Raw genomic sequence first — 16,540 nt, forward strand, 5'->3', positions numbered from 1 at the left:
CTTCGCCCCGAAGAACCGGCGTCCGCGCGCTTCGGGATCAGTCGAGGTCGGCCCCGGCAGGACGTGACCGGGGACCGGACCGGGATCAGAGCAGCCGCTTCAACCAGTCACGAACGAAGGGCTCCAGGGCGGCGTGGAGGTCGTCGTGGGCGGCCGAATGGATGACCTCGGCGGCGACCACGATCTGCGCCAGGCGCCCATCGCGACCGCCCAGCGATTCGGCGAACTCCTCGCGCACCCGCCGCGCGACCTCCGGGACGGGCAGCGCGTAGGTGTGCAGCACCGCCGCGTCATAACCCGCGGGTGCCGTGCCCCAGCCCTCCCAGTCGATGATGCGCAGTGAGGGCGCGGTGAGGTTGGCCCAGTGGAGGTCACCGTGGGCGGTCTCCCATCGCTCCACGGTCAGGTCCTCGCCCTCCAACTCGGGGAGGACTCGGGGGGCTCGGTCGACACCGGCCTGGGTGATGATCCACCGCTCGGGGTGGGGCGGAAGGTCGCGCAGGGCGGCGTTGGCCTCGGTGAGTTCGTCCCACCACTCCCGCGGCGGGTCGACGGGATCCGTCAGGACCGGGGTCGGCGACAGCGGCGGCGAGGGCAGGCGCTCGTACAGGTGGATCTGCACCGCCCACTCCCGGGCCACCGGGGTCGCGTCGTCGCCCGTCCAGGCGGCCTCCACGAAGAGGATGGGGCGGGGGACCCTCTCGTCGAAGAGATGGGCGGCGAGCGAGGGCCCCTCCCAGACCCCGCCTTCCGCTTGGGGCGCGAGCCAGATCCGCAACCAGGCGGGAACGCCCTCGCCCGTGGTGACCGGGCCGCTTCGGACGTGTCCGCCCGATCCCGGGTGCGGTGTCATCGTGTCCGGACGGACTCCCAGGTAGTGGGCTGCGCGCACCCAGTAGGTGTCCAGGTCGAGGAGCGACGGGGTCGGGAGGGTCACGGATGTCCTTCGGGTGAGCGGCGGGAACGACGGGACGGCGGCATCGCGGACCGGCGCCCATGGACGCCATCCTGCCCGCCCCGAGCGCGCTTGGGGGCGGATTCGACCGATTCCCCGGACGCGGTCCCGCTGCCGGTCGAGCGAGGAAGCGCAAATCCCGGATTCCAGGATTTCTGATCCTGGAACAGACAGATCACACGGCGACCGTCACCGCCCCGGCGGGGTCTCTCCCACCGGGAAACCCCCCAGGGCAGCGGAACGCCCCGAACCCGGTCGCTTCACCGAGGGGACCGTCCCCGTCCGCGAAAAGAGCACGACACCCCACCGGGCACCGGTCGGCTCCGAGGGCCGATGACGTACCCGATCCCTAAGCTCCGGGATATGACGATTCAGAGAATGGACCACGTCGGCGTCGTCGTCGACGACCTCGCCGCCGCCATCGCGTTCTTCGTCGAACTCGGCATGGAGCTGGAGGGCGAGATGCCGGTCGAGGGACGTTGGGTGGACCGTGTCGTGGGCCTCGACGGGGTCCGGGTCGACATCGCGATGATGCGCACCCCGGACGGCCATGGCCGGATCGAGCTGACGAGGTTCCACGCCCCGGAGGTGATCCGCGGCGAACCGGAGAACGCACCGGCGAACACGCTGGGCATACGCCGCATCATGTTCGCCGTCGAGGACATCGAGGACGTCCTCGCCCGTCTGCGTGCCCACGGCGCCGAACTCGTCGGCGAGCTGGCGCGGTACGAGGACAGCCACCGGCTCTGTTACGTGCGCGGCCCCGAGGGCATCATCGTCGCCCTGGCCCAGCAGATCCGCTGAGGGGCATAGAGGAGTCGCTGCGCCGCCCGGGAGGTCATCCGAACACGAGGGGCGGCGTGACCCCCACGGCGGTCGCGCCGCCCGCCGCCGAGTCCGGTTCTCGAAGCACGTCGATCGACCGCGTGGATGTCCCCCGCCCCCTTCCCCGCGTTCACCCGGCACAGGTGAGAACGTCCACCGTGCTCGACGTCCCCGGCACCGCCGCGTGGCAGGGGGAACGCAGGGCTCCCAGGGCGACGATGAATCCGTGGGCGGCGTCGCGCAGGCTCGGTCGCCGCCCGGCGGTGTCGAGCAGGCGGGCCGCTTCGACGAGCATCCGCTCGACACGCACCGAGGACACCTCTCCCAGGCGCGGAAGCACGTCGCGCAGCAGTACGGTCTCGGCCTCACCCCAGGCGTGGGCGCGGGCCAGTGCCCACAGCAGGGCGGCATGGGCGACGAACACGGCCCGGGCGTAGCCCGGCCGGTGGGTGGAGGCGATGAAGCGTTCGACGGCCCCGGCACGGTCACCGGTGTCGACGTGGATCATGGCGTGGTGCCAGGCGATCTCCGCCTCGTTCAGCCACCAGGCCCAGGGTGGGTCGTCGTCGCGCGGGCCCTCCCGGTGACGGCTGTGGGTCAGGTGGATCAGGCCCAGGGCGCGGGTGCGTTCGCCCCGCTGGGCGGCGGCCCGGGCGGCCCTCAGCGTGAAGAGGGTGCGCACACTGCCCCGGGTCTCGGTCAGGGCGGTGTCGCAGAGGTGGGAGGCCTCGGCCGGCCGGTGGAGGTGGACGTCCTGCATGGCGATCTGGGTGAGGGCGAAGTGTTCCATGGAACGGTCACCCGCGGCGTTCGCCAGTCTCAGCGCCTCCAGGCTCATCCGGCGGGAGAGTCGCTGGTGTTCGGCGTCGTAGGCGATCCATCCGGCGACCTGGTGGGCCTCGGCCGCCGCGGAGAGCAGTTCCCGGTCGCCGGTGTGCGAGCGGCGCGCCAGGTGGTGGGCGGCGGTGGCGGCCGACGCGGCGGAGGCGACCAGGTCGCGGGCGCCGATGCGGGTGTCGAGGGCGATGAGGCGGCCGGTGGTGGCGCGTACCGTCGCCTCGGGGTCCCCACCGTCCTCGCCCCGGTGGTCCAGGCACGGGATCCGGTCGCGGAACGGTGCCCGGCCGCAGCACGGGATCCGGTCGCGGAGTGGGGTCGGAGAGGGGGTCATGTCGCCATTCTCGCCACCCGGTGCCCGGTGTTCCAGCCCCGCGTGGGCCGGTCCTCCGGTGCTCCGCCCACCGCCGGGCGCGCCCGCCTCCGGGTACGGGCCGCCGGACCTTCGACGGTGCGGGCGTCGAGGGGACCCACGGGTGGGGGTGCGGCCGGTGCCCCGCCGTGGGTAGGAACAGTGTGGTCGAAGAGGTGGGGGGTGGTCCCATGGGCGCCGAACGATCCGGGGACGCGTCCGGCGTCCGGCTGTCCGATCTCCTGTGCGGACTCACCCTCGTCATGGACCTGGGCATGGCGCGACGGCCCGGGGAGTCCCTGTTCTCCTGCCTGGTCACCACCGGATTCGCCCGCGCCCTGAACCTGGACCCCACCACGGTCGCCGACGCCTACCACGCCTCCCTGATCAGGCACATCGGCTGTACCGCGTTCGCGCACGAGACGGCCCTGCTGCCGGGGGACGACGTCCGGGTCAACGAAGCCGGTTCCAGGACCGACTTCTCCGACGTTCGCGACGTCTTCGCGACCTTCCTGCCCGGCATCACGGCGGGGGCCGCGCCCATGCGCCGTCTGCGCCTGACCGCGGCGACCTTCCTGAACGGTCCGGTCATCGACCGCGACGGCCACCGGGCGAACTGTGAGGTGGCCGCCCAGATGGCCGACCGGCTCGGGCTGGGAGCCGGGGTCGGCGGCGCGCTCACGCAGATGTTCGAGTGGTGGAACGGCAAGGGGGGACCGCGCGGGCTGGCCGGGGACGACATACGTTTGGCCACCCGCCTGACCCACGTGGCCTCCACCGCCGCGCTCTTCCACGGGATCGGGGGGACCGCCATGGCCCTCGCGGTGCTGGAGCGCCGTTCGGGGACGCTCCTGGACCCGGCCCTGGTCGCCGACTTCCACCGGCACGGCCCCGACCTGCTCGGGGAGGCTGCCGACGCGGATCCCGCGCGGGCCGTCCTCGACGCGGAGCCGCGCCCGGTCCGCCGACTGACCCCCGACGGGGTCGACGAGGCGGCCCGCGCGTTCGGTGACATGGTCGACCTGAAAAGCCCCTACCTGCACGGACACTCGGCCGGGGTGGCGGAGTCGGCGCACCGGGCCGGCGTCCGCCTGGGCCTGCCCGAGGCGTCCGACGGCCGGCTGCGCACCGCCGGGTGGACGCACGACCTCGGCCGGGTGGCGGTCTCCTCCGGTGTCTGGGACAGACCGGGAGCCCTCGACGAAGGGGAATGGGAGCAGGTCCGGCTGCACGCCTACTACAGCGAGCGGATCCTGCGCCGCTGCCCCCCGCTGGCCGCCGTCGCCCGGTTGGCGGGATCCCATCACGAGCGATGCGACGGCACCGGGTATCACCGGGGGCTGGAGTCCGGAGAGATCCCCATGGCCGTGTGCGTGCTCGCGGCGGCCGACGAACTCACCGCGCTGCGGGCCGCACGGCCGCACCGGGCCGCGCTGGACCTGGACGAGGCGGCCCGGGTCCTGCGCGCGCACGCCCGGGAGGGGGCTCTGGAGGCGGAGGCCGCCGAGGCCGTCCTCGGTGCCGCGGGCCACGACGGTGCCGGGGGCGGGCGTCGGGTATGGCCCGCCGGACTGACCGACCGCCAGGTCCAGGTGCTGCGGCTGCTCTGCGAGGGGCTGACCAACCGCCAGATCGCCGGACGCCTGGACGTCTCCCCGCGAACGGCGGAACACCACGTCCAGGACGTGTACGCGAAGATCGGCGTGTCCAGCCGGGCCGCCGCCGCCATGTTCGCCATGCGTCACGCGGTCCTGTCCCCCACCCCGTGAACCGGTGCGACGCACCGCGCAGGAGTCCGCGGGCACTGCGTAGAACTACCGATGCGCCCTGATCCGGGTGGGCGCACGCTGGAACGAACGGTGGACATCGTCCACACCGACGACCGAGGGGGCCATCATGACGAACGAGGAGAGCGTCCGCGTCGGCGGATCGCACGGTCGTCACTCCGGAGGCGAGTGGGACCGGGACGTGCCGAGGGCGTCGAGCGCCCTCGATCACCGTGCTCCCGCCGCCGAGAGGTCGTTCGGCGACGGCGTCCACGAGGTCGGTCGCCTCGACGACGGGAGGCCGAGGGAAGGTACGCCCCCAGCGGGACACACCGCCCCCGGCGCGTCGGCCGGGCCCGTGCCCGCCGCCCGGGTGGAGGCGCGGGAGTCGACCGTGGGCGACACGCACCGTGTCACGTCCGAGGACGGGACCGTCATCGGGTTCGGCCGCGCCGGCCGGGGCCGACCCCTGGTCGCCGTCCACGGCACCACCGCGGACCGTGACCGCTGGCGCACCGTGCTGCCCTTCCTGGAGTCGGAGCGGTGTGTGCACACCCTGGACCGGCGCGGTCGGGGACTGAGCGGCGACGCCGAGGAGTACCGGATCGAGCGGGAGTACGAGGACGTCGCCGCCGTCGTGGACCGGGTCGCCGAGGACACCGGTACCGGGGTGGACCTGCTGGGGCACTCCTACGGTGCGCTGTGCGCCCTGGGCGCGGCCCCGGGTGTCCCGGGAGTGCGCCGGGTCATCCTGTACGAGCCGCCCGTCGGCTTCGGCGGACAGGTCCAGGACCACGTCATGACGGAACTGGAGTCCCTGCTGGCGAAGGGACGTCGGAGCGACGCGGTGGCGTACTTCTTCCGCGCCGTCGTGGGCATGCCCGACCGCGAACTGGAGCTGCTCCGCGCGCTGCCGAGCTGGCGGGCCCGGATGGCGACGGCCCACACGATCGCGCGGGAACTCCGCGCCGCCGACGCCTACCGGTTCGAGCCGCGCGACGTGGGAGGGCTCGACCGCCCCGTGCTGCTCCTCGTGGGCGGGGAGAGCCCCGAGATCTTCCGGAAGGGGGCCGAGTCGATCGCGCGGGCGCTGCCGGACGCGCGCGTCGAGGTCCTGCCCGGCCAGCGGCACATCGCCATGGACACCGCACCGGAAGCGTTCGCCGCACGGGTGAACACGTTCCTCGGTGTGTGAAGAGGGAGAAGAGCGAAGAGGAGGGCCGGCCATGAGGACCTCGACCACCGATCAGGCCTTCGTCCGCTTCGAGAGGGAGGGCTGGGATTCCATCGCCCACCGGTACCACCGTTTCCTCGGGCCGGTGACCGGACGGGCTGCCGAGGCACTGCTCGACGCGGCCGGGGTGGGACCCGGTGACCGGCTGCTGGACGTGGCCACCGGCCCGGGGTACGTGGCGGGTCTGGCCCTGGATCGGGGAGCCGAGGTGACCGGGACCGACCTGTCCGCGCGGATACTCGCCTTGGCGCACCTGCTGCGACCCGACCTGGGGCTGCGGGTGGCGGACGCCCACGACCTGCCCTTCCCCGATGAGGCGTTCGACGCGACCGTCGCCGGGTTCCTCCTCCCGCATCTGGCCGACCACGCCCGCGCGGTGGCGGAGATGGTCCGGGTGACGGCTTCGGGGGGCAGGGTGGCGCTGTCCACCTGGGGCGCTCCCGAGGAGGTACCGATGTTCTCGATGCTGGGGGCGGCGGCGGAGGCGGTCGGCGCGCGGACCGACCCGGCGGTTCCGGCGGGCCCCGCCTTCTTCCACTTCTCCGATGCCGGCCGGTTGACGGATCTGCTGTCCTCGGCCGGACTCGCCGAGGTGGGGGTCACGGCCGTGTCGCTCACCCACACGGTGGCGTCCCTCGACGCGTTGTGGGAGGGGCTCATGTCCGGAACGGTGCGGGTGTCGGCCCTGGTCCGGGGGCAGGGGGAGGACACCCGGCGGCGGATCCGCGCGGGGTTCGAGCGCTCCCTGGCGGACCTCGTCGGTGACGGCGGAGAGGTGACCCTCCCCGTGCGGGTGCTCGTGGGTCATGGGCGTCGCGGGTGATGTGTCCGCGTCGTTCGCGAAGCGCGGTCAACGCCGCCCCGGTGGTACCGCTCACGCGGAGAGCGTGGTGAACGGCCCGCGAGGAGTTCGGTGGCACCGAGGAATCGTCGGGCTCCTTCGAGGAGGATCGGAACGTCCGTGACGGTTGGCGGGGCGTGTTCCTCCCGCTGCGCGCCGGCAGGGGGTGGGGAGCCGCGTGGTGACGGCTCTGATCCTGGATCTGCGAGAGGCGGGAATCGAGTGGGTCCACGTCGACCGTGAGCCCACCTTGAGGGTTTCTACCGGCGGGCGTGCGGTTTCGGGTTCACGCGGGCCGGTCTGCTCCACCTCGGTTGACGCCTTCGCCGTGGTGCCTTCGCGTCCCTTGAGCGCCACGGCCGTGTCCCCGTATGCGCCCGCGCGAGTCCGTCCGCACCCGTTCGAACACGGCCGAGAGATGTTTCGATGACATGATCACCGAGGCCCAAAAGAATGTCACGGCATCTCATCCGCTCTTCACAGAGAACACATACCGAACATAAATATTGAAAATGACACGCGAAGATATATTTCCTCCGATCATCGGATGCTCGTGACAAGCGGAAGATCTTTTCGCAGCGCCTCCTCGGCATCTCCTCTCGATTCACGCATCCCAAGGGCATCAGGGGTCGCGATCAGCCACAATCGATTCAACAAGAGAAGGATGCGATCGGCCGGTTCGGAGAGGTTGACGCACATGATGGACCAAGGTAAATTGAAAAGCTATAAATAAATTCATGAGGAGATTCACATGCGACTCACGATGCTCTACAAAGATCAAGACTCAGGCGGCAACGGCTGTCCCGCGATCTACCTGGCCGAAAACGGTCGAATCGTGGTTCAGGGTCCGGCGGTCGATCAGGACACCTTCGCAGGCCTCGCCAACGTCCTGCCCGGGGAGATCGCCCTGGAGATCGCCCCGGATGTACTGCTGGGGGCCGCCGACAAGCTCCGGAACAAGGGTGTGAAAAGCTAAGTGGGACGCATATTCCGTTCGCTCGACGACGTAGAGTTCAATCGGTTTTTCAAGGAGTTCCAATTCACCGCCTATCGCTTGGAATCTCTACAAAAATATGACGTTTCCTATGAGAAAAACGAATTCGATCTCTTTCTGAACGGCCAACAACGGGGCGAGTTCCCCGGCATCGCAGGATGGATCGACGGCACCGTCCGACCGGCCCACGCATCCGGCAGGATCCTGCATCGGGTGCATGTCGTCGAAGAGCCCCTGTCCGACTACGTGAGGTTCGAATGCTCCTGGGCCTACACGCACACCGTCGCGGCAGGTGAAGATGTGCGGATCATTCCCGTGAATCCGGGGGAATGGCCCGAAGGGCTTCCCAATTATGACTACTGGCTGTTCGACTCCTCCAGCCTCATCACCATGCACTATAAAGATGACGGTGAATTCGAGGCGGCAGAAATCGTGGACGACGCCGAAAAGATCGTCCAGGCCAACCTGTGGCGGGACCTCGCGGTGAACAAGTCGATCCCGTTCAAGGAATTCTCCGAACGGTACGATGTTCTGTTCCAACCCGAGTGACAGTCCGAACTGAATGCACAAGAACATCAATGAATTCGACGGCAAGGCTCATGCCGTGGTTCAAATCGGAACGATGCACGGTTCCGTCAATTTGAGCGAGGCGCGAACCGGACCCCTGCCTCGTCAACTACCCATCCCGATCAATGGATTTGTCAATAGGTTTGACAGCCTGAGAGAACTCGACGGACTTCTGAAAGATGATAACAGGGCAGTGGTGGTCTCTGCGGTCTCCGGGGCCCCGGGAGTCGGCAAGACGGCACTCGCCATCAACTGGGCGCACCAGATCAGGGACAGGTTTCCCGACGGAGATCTCTATGTGGATTTCGGTGGATACGACATCGCCTGGAAGCTTCCCGTTGTCGTCGATGGATTTTTTGAACTCCACTCCTCATAGAAAGAATGGGAAGATATCCACCGTATCGGAGCCGAGGCGGCCCGTGTCATCGGCGACCGACTCGGAGAGGCATCCAATGTTTTCGCTCTGGGCGACGCCGACTGGCGCAGCGGCCGACGGGAAAGCGCCATAGCCAACTATGAAAGCGTCATATCCTACGCCGAGGAGACCGAAGACCCGTGGCTCATCGGATTCTCTCTCAGAGGGTTGGGGCTCATTCACCTGGAAATGGGAGACCTGGACAAGGCCCGTGACCACTTCCATTCCTCCAGAGAGGTTTTTCGTGCCAACGGAGTACGCCGCGGGGAAGGCATGGCCCTGCTCAGTCTGGGTGAGCATGCTCGGCTCATCGGTGATTTCGATGCGGCGGTGTCCATGGGAAGTGACGCTGTTCAGGTTTTCATTGAGATCGATGACGCATGGAGCGAGGCGTGGGGAGCTCTTCCACTGGCGAAATCGATCACAGAACTGAGTCGGGGACGCGAGGCCGCAGAACTACTCGTACGAGCGTCCAGGACATTCGATGGCTTCAAAGACCGACGAAGCCTGGCGATGTCATCGGACTTACTCGGCGACGTTCACCATCAACTCGGTGAGACAGCGACAGCAGCAGATCATTGGCTGTACGCAGCCGAAATCTATGAGTCCCTTGGGGAAGATACGCTGGGTGAAGAATCAAGAACGAAGGCCAGGAGGTTCGAGTGAGCGATCTCGTTATAAAATCGGCAAACGGACATCTTCCTCGGGAATGGTTCGATTCGATTTGCCTCATCCATGACGAAGTCTTTCTGAGGGCTCCTTTCTCATGGGACTCGAACACTTCGCCGAGGAATGTGGAGAGCCTCGGACGGCTGGCGGAGGATTCTTCTTCGCGGGTGATCGTCGCCGAACACGAGGATGAGGTGATCGGTTACTCCTACGGACATCGACTGCCGGTCGACCACGGCTGGTGGAGGTCCATTTCGGACCCCCTGCCAGCCGATTTCACCGAGGAGTGGACCGGGAGGACATTCGCGTTCACCAGCCTCGCCTTGTTGCCGGCGTGGCGGGGGCGCGGAATCGGGAAACGACTCATCGATGAACTCCTGAGAACCCGAACGGAGGAACGCGCCGTCTTATCGGTTCAACCTTCCGCGATCGAGACGCAGAGCATCTACCGGCACCTCGGATGGCGCCTGGTCGGCAGGAACGGTCCCTTTCCCGATGTCGAGCCGCCGTGCTGGGAGGTCTACGTCCTGGAAGTGTGATCACACTGCGGACGCGGATCACTTCATTCTTCGCCCGTTCGACGGCCCGGCATCTCGGTGTCCATGGCGATGGCGAGCACTCCCCGCGCTTCGCGGTCGGGAGGGTAGATCTCCCGGAGCGCGCGAAGCAGACCCTCGCGGGTGGTGGTCGGGTCGATGGCGGCGACCGGTTCGTGTTCGAGCAGCTCCGCGAAGGTCGCGTACCGCGTCAGGCCGGTGATGCGGGTCGCGACCTCCGCGCCGTCGCATCGGAAACGCAGCGCGTCCCCGACCCGCAGCCGCTCGCGGGCGTCGTCCGCGACGCGGACCTCGACCGTCTTGCGCCCGGAGACGACGAGGTCGAAGTAGCGCCGCCGAAGGCGCATGTGGGCGGTCGGCCGGTTCCATCGGGCCGACCAGAGCGTGTCGGCCGGGCCGTCCGACCACAGGGTCCGAGTGGCGCGAGCGCGGTCGAAGGTGAGGCCGAAACGGTCGACGGGCGGCTCCCCTCGGTCCCGCCAACGGGACAACGCCGCCGTGAACTCCTCGTGGAGCCGGCGGACCCCCGCCTGTTCGACCCGTCCGTCGGCGTGCAGACGGGCCCACGAGCCGTCGGAGGTGGAACCGATCCAGACATGGGGTTCGGTCGCCCCCCGTTCCACGCGCATGCCGTAGTGCCACTCCCCCACGAGCAGCGACAGGATCAGGGACGTCTCCCCGTCCAGGAACGGCTCACGCGGATCCGTGTCGGTGCGGGTGACGTGTTCCGGGCGGGCGTGCGCGTCCGGGGCGGGCCGGTTCGGGCGACGCTGTCCACGCGCCCACATGAACGACGCTCCGCCCTCGAAACGCCCTCGGACCTCCGAGCGTTCGACCTCCAGGACCGCGAGCGCCCCCGCCGGCGCGCCCGGTGTCGGAGCCCACGGTGTGATGATGCGGCCCTCTCCGCCGATCAGGTCCGGCCAGGTCCAGGGCAGGTCCGCGACGGAGCAGGTCGCCAGGAGCCGGTCGTAGGCCGCCACGGGCGTGCTCGCGAGTTCCCCGTCGCCGACGAGGACGGTCGGTCGGTACCCGCAGGCGTGGAGGTTGGCGCGGGCCGTGGCCGCGACCTCCTCGTCGATCTCGATGGTGGTGACGTTCGCCGGACCGAGGAGGTCGGACAGGATCGCCGCGTTGTACCCCGTGCCCGTTCCCACCTCCAGAACGCGGTGCCCGGGTTCGAGGCACGCGGCCGTGAGCATGCGCGCCATGACGCTCGGAGCCGATGAGGAGGAGGTCGGCGATCCCCGCCCGTCGGTCGCCCTGCCGTCGTCGAGCTGCGTGGTGAGGGGCTGGTCGGAGTAGACGGCGCGGAGCCAGGCGTCGGGGTCGGCGGCGCGGTCGATCGCGTCGCCGTCGAGGGTCCACACCGTGTCCGGAAGGAAGCGGTGACGGGGGACCCGGGCGAACGCCGAGGCGATGCGCTCCGGGACGCCTCGGGCTCGGAGGTCGTCGGCCAAGGCGGCGGTGAGCCGGGCGTCGAGGGTCGGTTCCGAGGCGGGTTTCATGGGGTCGTCATGCCCGATCGTCACTTCTTCCCCGTCCCGCCGCAGCCGGTGCAGGGGACCCACTGGCGGTGATTCTTGCCGGGGGTGGCCCCGTCGCCGGTGATCCACTGACCGCCCTGGCCGTCGCACATACCGCAGTCCTGTTGTTCTGCGGTGGGCTGCGGAAGCGGCCGGGAGAGTCGGATGAGGTCGGGAGTCGTGTCCATCGTGACCTTTCTCGAACGGGTGACGGGTGACGAATGCTCGGAAGCGCCGGGAGAAGCGGATACGAGACGGAGGAGGAGAGGAAGGGCGAGCGGGGTACGGGCCGGTGTTCATCGGGCCCGCACCCCGCTCGGTGGTGGACTCCGAGATCACCGGTGTCGTGGGTCGCGGTCGGTCGGTCGGTCGGCGTGCTGGTGGAGGCGTTCCTCCAACTGTTCGGGGGTGGGTTCGACGTGGGTGCGCCACGGGGCGGTGGGGTCGCGGTGGGTGGCCAGCCACATCGATCCGGTCCACGCGATGCGGTGCGTGGTGCCCCATCGGGACCGCAATCCGTCGAGGACGGTCTCCGGTGGGCGCCAGGTCCGTCCTTTGACGTCCTGGTGGTCGCCGTCGTGGTCGGTGTCCAGGACACAGGTCCGCCGTAGCCCGCCCCGGTCCAGGGCGGTGTGCCCGCACGGCGGGGGGATCACCGCCCGCCCCCGGTGCGCGGGAGAGGGAGCGGGGTGTAGGTGATGGGGTGGGCCTCCACCCCCAGGTCCAGGAGGTCGATGGCCTCGATCGGGTCCCCGGTGGCCTTGACGTGGTCCAGCGCGGCGCACACCGCCCGCGCCCGGTGGCCGAGCAGGGTGTGGCGCCAGACCTCGTCATCGGGGCTCGCCCCGGGTGGCAGGGTCAGGGCGTCGCCGATGGCCTCGAACAGGTCCGCGATGCGCACGTCACCGGTGGACATGTCAGCGCACCCCCGTGGTGAGGTAGGCGCGTACCGCCAACGCGAGCGGCGCCAGGTCCCGGGCGGGGTGGGAGACGTAGGTACGCACCCGCGACGCACACCGACGGATCCGCGGGCGGGACGGAAGCGGCTTCACTCCGGGCGTCCGGACAGGGGCCGGGGCCGGGGATGCGGGCGCGGGTGATGGGCGGCTGTGGGCGTAATCGGCCAGGGACAGCACCGTGGGCTGTTCGGGCCGGTGGTGACGGCCGCGCCCGGGAACCAGGGGCACGGGGGCGCCTGCGGTCAGCGGGCGGGTCCAACCGACCAGGTCCGGGCGCAGGGGCACCACACGCGCCGGGCCCCGCTTCTGTGGCCGGGCCGGGGGCCGGTTCGGAGAGAACTCCGGGGACAGCAGGTCCCCGGCCGTGCCGGGGGCGTGGTGGTGCAGAGCGAAGGCCGACCCAGCCGCGGCCGTGGCCATCCGCCGCACGGCGGAGAGTTCGCCCGCCCGCAGGTGACGCACCCCCACCCGCCCGACGATCACCGCCGTCGATGCGCGCTGGTTCACCCCCGGAGGGGCCGCCTTCTCGGCGCTACACTGCATTCCGTCTCACCTCGATCGATTCGGGTTCGGGTGGAGATCCGCGCCCTGGAGCCGCTGTCATCGGCTCTGGGGCGCTTCGTGTTTCTCGTGCACTCGCTTCTCGCAGGCCAGGCCATGGATCCGCTACGGCGAGCAAGCCGAAGCCGAGAGCGCCAAGGTCTACTTCATGGATCCGCGAGCAGTACACCGCCAAGCATTCCCCAAGCTCAGAGCAGGAGAAAGGCAATACGTCAATCTGGAGACTATTGAATACCTCCGGTTTACTTTAGTAAACTTCGGTATTCTGGCAAGCCATGGCGGGGACACGGGAGAGCGCACATGGAAAAAGTAGACAAAAAGGATATATCAAACGCCCGCTTTGGCCAGGCCATCGCTCACTGGCGGAAGAAACGTGGTTTGACCCAGCTCAACGTGGCCAACCTGTTGGGCTACACCAAAGGTTTCATTTCTCAGATCGAGTGCGGCTGGAAGAAGCTCGATCAGTCGAAGGTGGATGACCTGGACGGCTTCCTCAGGGCGGCGGGGCGCCTCGTCAAGCTCTACGAGGACCTCTACTCCCCCGAACGCCTCGACTGGCAAGAGCAGGTGCACCTGCTACAAGCAGAGGCGGAACTCATCCGTCAGTACAGTTGCGTACTCATCCCGGGAAACTTCCAGACTCTCGCCTATGCCAAAGCCGTGTTCGAATCAGGCGCCCCGTGGCTAAGCAAAGCGGACATAGAGAAGAAAGCGACAGTCCGGATCGAACGTTCCTCCCAGGTAATCCGATCGGGAGGTCCTCAGTATCACGTAGTCCTGGACGACATGACCGTGCTACGGCCGGTAGCGAGCGACCAGGTCATGCGGGAGCAGATCGACGCCCTCATCCAACTCTCCCTTTCCGGGCGTGTACAGCTTCAGCTCTACAGGTGGGGGCCGCTGCCACACGTAGGCCCTGATGGCCCGTTCTCGCTCATAGCGTCGCCCTCAGCCCCTGAGGTGCTCCATGCCGAGTCGGTCTATCTGGGACAGACCACGGATGAACCCCATATGGTTCGCCAGTTCGTAACCCTGTTCAGTAGATTGCAAGCCAACGCGAGGTCCGTGAGGGAGTCCGTGGACTACCTCCGGCATGTAAAAGGAGCGTATGCGGATGGGTTGGCACAAGTCGAGCTACAGCGACGGGGCGCATAACTGCGTGGAGGTCTGCGAGGGCGAGGCAACCCTCGTTCGAGACACTCAGCACCGGGAACTCGGACACCTGGAGTTCGGCGCCCCCGCTTGGATCGCTCTTGTAGAAGCGGTGAGCCTCACCAGGTGACTCCGGGTTGCTCTCACCAGGCGTAGCGGTGAGAGCGACTTTCATGCTTACGGCACTCTTCGAACAGATCACACGGACAGGTCTGGCCGTATCCGGCCATTGGCCGAGCGGGCGACCGTACCCACCCGGGGTAATCACTCAGCAGGCACGGGCCGACCGAGGAGAGTGCGCATGCAGGAGGAACACGGGCTGATCTTTCGAAAGAGCAGCTACAGCACCGTTACCGGGGAGTGTGTGGAGGTGGCGGAGGCGGCCACCGGTGCCGCCGTGCGGGACTCCGAGAACCCCGACCACGGCCACCTCACGTTCCCCTCCTCGGAGTGGGACGCCTTCCTGCGAAAACTCTAGTACTCCGGGTACGAGAACACCCCGGGGTCATCCCCATAACCCCGGGGTGCACGTTCCCATCGGCTCTCGACGTCCTCATCGCGCGCGGGGTTCGCGTCCGCGCCGTTCGAGGTCGTCTTCGGAGATCCCCCGGATCTCAGCCTTCGGGCAGGGCCACGGGTTCGAGTTCCTCGAACTCGTCACCCGGGCCCGGGTTCGTCGGGTCGGTGGCACCACCCAGGTGGTGCATCACCCCCCACACCGCGTTGAGCGCCGTCTGCACCGCGCCCTCGGCCCAACCGGCCGTCCAGGACACGTCGTCGCCCGCGAGGAACAGCCCGCGGTACCTCTCCGGGAGCCCGTCCTGCACGAAGTGCGTGAACAGCCTCCGCTGGTACCGGTAGTGCCCCGGAAGGTTCGCCTTGAAGGCCCCCATGAAGTACGGCTCGTCCTCCCACGACACCGTCACCGGGTCCCCCGTGATGTGCGACCGGATGTCCACACCCGGGTACACCTTGGCCAGCGACGTCAGCATGACCTCAAGGCGCTCGTTCGGGGACAGCGGCAGCCACTTCAGCGAGTCGTCGCACCACGTGTACGACAGGCAGATCGCCGCGGGCCCGTCCGGGTCCGGTCCTTCGAGCAGGTACGTCCCCCGCGTCATGCGGTCGGTGAGCGTCATGCTCATGACGTCGCGCCCGGTCTGGGGGTCCTTGTCCTTCCAGAACGCCCGGTCCACGGGCACGAACAGCTTCGAGGACTCCATGTAGTGGGTCCGCTCGATCGCCGTCCAGTGGTCGATCGGCAGCAGGGCGTCGTCGCAGTCGATCTTGGACAGCATCATCCAGCTCTGCGCCGTGAACACCGCCGCCGCGTAGGTCCGGGTGGACCCCGACGCGTCGGTCACCGTGATGTTCCCCGTCGCGGACCCCTTCGCCGCGGTGCGGCGCAGGGCCGTGACCGCCGGGCGGGGACCGTCCCCGTGCAACCCCGCCAGGGTCGTGCCCTGCGCCCAGTGGACGATCTTGTCCGGGGCGTCCTCCCAGAGTCGCTGCGGAAGCTGCTGGACCCCGCCGACGATCCCCATGTGGTCGTCGTCCGCACCCGTGTACGTGACCCTGAGGATCTCCAGGATCGAGTTGGGGAAGTCGGTGTCCCATCCCCCGGTGCCGAAGCCCACCTGTCCGAAGATCTCGCGGTGACGGAAGGAGGCGAAGGCCGGAGAGTCGCAGAGGAACCCGTAGAAGGTCTGGTTGTCGAGCTTCTCGACGAGCTCGTTCCAGATCTCCTTCTGGGTCGCCACGTCGCGTTCGCGGATGGCCCGCTGCATCCGGGAGTGCTGCGCCCCCTCTTCGAGGGTCCGCTCCCACGCCTGCGCGACCTCCCGGTACACGGCGGGCAGCTCGTCGAGGGTGGTCGCGTAGTGCGACTCCCCCTTGAGGTCCACGACGGTGCTCGGGGTGGTCGGCGCCAGCGGGTTGGGGAACGGCTCGGTCCGCAACCCGACCCGGTCGATGTAGTGCCAGAACGCCGTGGACGACGGCGGGAAGCGCATCGCCCCCATCTCGGCGACGATCTCCTCCTCGTCGACCCCCGGGAAACGCTCGGTGCGCAGTCGTCCGCCGATCCGGTCCGCCTCGTACACCACCGGCTTGAGCCCCATCTTCATGAGCTCGTAGGCGGTGATGATCCCCGAGAGCCCGCCGCCGATGACGGCGACCTCGGTACCCAGTCGGTCGGCCGGGATCTGCCCGAGCCCCGCCGGGTGGGCGAGGTACTCGTCGTAGGCGAACGGGAAGTCCGGTCCACACATGTTCAGCGGCGTGTCCTGCGCCGGTGCGGCGCCGGCGGCCGTGGGCACGGCAGACGTCAT

Annotated in this window: 21 protein-coding genes; 12 read left to right on the forward strand and 9 right to left on the reverse strand. The window is 68.7% G+C overall.

Features of this window, described 5'->3' with window-relative positions; genetic code table 11:
* Positions 1–85 precede the first annotated feature (85 nt).
* Positions 86–937 carry a phosphotransferase gene (locus RM479_RS25345; RefSeq protein WP_311514211.1) on the reverse strand — a complete coding sequence of 284 codons (852 nt, stop codon included), beginning with the start codon at positions 935–937 and terminating at the stop codon, positions 86–88.
* 396 nt (positions 938–1,333) lie between these two features.
* On the opposite strand from RM479_RS25345, the gene RM479_RS25350 reads away from it, so the two are divergent.
* Positions 1,334–1,759: a VOC family protein gene (locus RM479_RS25350; RefSeq protein ID WP_311514243.1), complete on the forward strand. Its 426-nt coding sequence runs from the start codon at positions 1,334–1,336 to the stop codon at positions 1,757–1,759.
* A gap of 151 nt (positions 1,760–1,910) precedes the next feature.
* On the opposite strand, the gene RM479_RS25355 is transcribed toward RM479_RS25350, so the two are convergent.
* The gene (locus RM479_RS25355) at positions 1,911–2,951 is read right to left on the reverse strand and encodes a DNA-binding protein (protein ID WP_311514212.1); all 1,041 of its coding nucleotides are present in this window, start codon (positions 2,949–2,951) and stop codon (positions 1,911–1,913) included.
* A 209-nt stretch (positions 2,952–3,160) separates the two neighbouring features.
* Here RM479_RS25355 and RM479_RS25360 point away from each other — a divergent pair, with 209 nt between their 5' ends.
* The 6 genes from RM479_RS25360 (at position 3,161) to RM479_RS25385 (ending at position 8,747) form a co-directional block, all read left to right on the forward strand.
* Entirely contained in the window at positions 3,161–4,738 is a 1,578-nt protein-coding gene (locus RM479_RS25360) for an HD domain-containing phosphohydrolase (RefSeq protein ID WP_311514213.1), read from the forward strand.
* Positions 4,739–4,865: 127 nt separating this feature from the next.
* Positions 4,866–5,930: an alpha/beta fold hydrolase gene (locus RM479_RS25365; RefSeq protein WP_311514214.1), complete on the forward strand. Its 1,065-nt coding sequence runs from the start codon at positions 4,866–4,868 to the stop codon at positions 5,928–5,930.
* A 31-nt stretch (positions 5,931–5,961) separates the two neighbouring features.
* On the forward strand, positions 5,962–6,792 hold the full coding sequence (locus RM479_RS25370) for a class I SAM-dependent methyltransferase (RefSeq protein WP_311514215.1): 831 nt from the start codon (positions 5,962–5,964) through the stop codon (positions 6,790–6,792).
* A gap of 769 nt (positions 6,793–7,561) precedes the next feature.
* The gene (locus RM479_RS25375) at positions 7,562–7,786 is read left to right on the forward strand and encodes a hypothetical protein (protein WP_311514216.1); all 225 of its coding nucleotides are present in this window, start codon (positions 7,562–7,564) and stop codon (positions 7,784–7,786) included.
* The gene (locus RM479_RS25380; protein ID WP_311514217.1) at positions 7,787–8,353 is read left to right on the forward strand and encodes a DUF6879 family protein; all 567 of its coding nucleotides are present in this window, start codon (positions 7,787–7,789) and stop codon (positions 8,351–8,353) included. It abuts the gene before it with no gap.
* 13 nt (positions 8,354–8,366) lie between these two features.
* Entirely contained in the window at positions 8,367–8,747 is a 381-nt protein-coding gene (locus RM479_RS25385; protein WP_311514218.1) for a hypothetical protein, read from the forward strand.
* On the opposite strand, the gene RM479_RS25390 is transcribed toward RM479_RS25385, so the two are convergent.
* A complete protein-coding gene (locus RM479_RS25390) occupies positions 8,742–9,086 on the reverse strand; it encodes a hypothetical protein (RefSeq protein WP_311514246.1) in 345 nt (114 codons plus the stop codon). The genes RM479_RS25385 and RM479_RS25390 overlap by 6 nt on opposite strands.
* On the opposite strand from RM479_RS25390, the gene RM479_RS25395 reads away from it, so the two are divergent.
* The gene (locus tag RM479_RS25395; RefSeq protein ID WP_311514219.1) at positions 8,976–9,452 is read left to right on the forward strand and encodes a tetratricopeptide repeat protein; all 477 of its coding nucleotides are present in this window, start codon (positions 8,976–8,978) and stop codon (positions 9,450–9,452) included. The genes RM479_RS25390 and RM479_RS25395 overlap by 111 nt on opposite strands.
* Positions 9,449–9,994 (forward strand): GNAT family N-acetyltransferase, encoded by a 546-nt coding sequence (locus RM479_RS25400; RefSeq protein WP_311514220.1) that lies wholly within the window; start codon positions 9,449–9,451, stop codon positions 9,992–9,994. Before RM479_RS25395 ends, RM479_RS25400 begins: the two co-directional genes overlap by 4 nt.
* Before the next feature lie 23 nt (positions 9,995–10,017).
* Here the strand turns inward: RM479_RS25400 and RM479_RS25405 are convergent, their stop codons facing one another.
* From RM479_RS25405 to RM479_RS25425, 5 genes are all read right to left on the reverse strand, one after another.
* Positions 10,018–11,520 carry an ASCH domain-containing protein gene (locus RM479_RS25405; protein WP_311514221.1) on the reverse strand — a complete coding sequence of 501 codons (1,503 nt, stop codon included), beginning with the start codon at positions 11,518–11,520 and terminating at the stop codon, positions 10,018–10,020.
* A gap of 20 nt (positions 11,521–11,540) precedes the next feature.
* A complete protein-coding gene (locus RM479_RS25410; protein ID WP_311514222.1) occupies positions 11,541–11,726 on the reverse strand; it encodes a hypothetical protein in 186 nt (61 codons plus the stop codon).
* A gap of 147 nt (positions 11,727–11,873) precedes the next feature.
* A complete protein-coding gene (locus RM479_RS25415; RefSeq protein ID WP_311514223.1) occupies positions 11,874–12,194 on the reverse strand; it encodes a hypothetical protein in 321 nt (106 codons plus the stop codon).
* On the reverse strand, positions 12,191–12,454 hold the full coding sequence (locus RM479_RS25420) for a hypothetical protein (RefSeq protein WP_274808817.1): 264 nt from the start codon (positions 12,452–12,454) through the stop codon (positions 12,191–12,193). Before RM479_RS25420 ends, RM479_RS25415 begins: the two co-directional genes overlap by 4 nt.
* A 1-nt stretch (position 12,455) precedes the next feature.
* On the reverse strand, positions 12,456–13,040 hold the full coding sequence (locus RM479_RS25425; protein ID WP_311514224.1) for a hypothetical protein: 585 nt from the start codon (positions 13,038–13,040) through the stop codon (positions 12,456–12,458).
* A 318-nt stretch (positions 13,041–13,358) separates the two neighbouring features.
* Here RM479_RS25425 and RM479_RS25430 point away from each other — a divergent pair, with 318 nt between their 5' ends.
* The 3 genes from RM479_RS25430 (at position 13,359) to RM479_RS25440 (ending at position 14,688) form a co-directional block, all read left to right on the forward strand.
* Positions 13,359–14,213: a helix-turn-helix domain-containing protein gene (locus tag RM479_RS25430; RefSeq protein WP_311514225.1), complete on the forward strand. Its 855-nt coding sequence runs from the start codon at positions 13,359–13,361 to the stop codon at positions 14,211–14,213.
* Entirely contained in the window at positions 14,173–14,340 is a 168-nt protein-coding gene (locus RM479_RS25435; RefSeq protein WP_311514226.1) for a DUF397 domain-containing protein, read from the forward strand. Before RM479_RS25430 ends, RM479_RS25435 begins: the two co-directional genes overlap by 41 nt.
* Before the next feature lie 171 nt (positions 14,341–14,511).
* On the forward strand, positions 14,512–14,688 hold the full coding sequence (locus RM479_RS25440) for a DUF397 domain-containing protein (RefSeq protein WP_311514227.1): 177 nt from the start codon (positions 14,512–14,514) through the stop codon (positions 14,686–14,688).
* A 136-nt stretch (positions 14,689–14,824) separates the two neighbouring features.
* Here the strand turns inward: RM479_RS25440 and RM479_RS25445 are convergent, their stop codons facing one another.
* A complete protein-coding gene (locus tag RM479_RS25445; protein WP_311514228.1) occupies positions 14,825–16,540 on the reverse strand; it encodes a flavin monoamine oxidase family protein in 1,716 nt (571 codons plus the stop codon).

Source organism: Nocardiopsis lambiniae, from assembly GCF_031845465.1.
Classification (GTDB): Bacteria; Actinomycetota; Actinomycetes; order Streptosporangiales; family Streptosporangiaceae; genus Nocardiopsis; species Nocardiopsis lambiniae.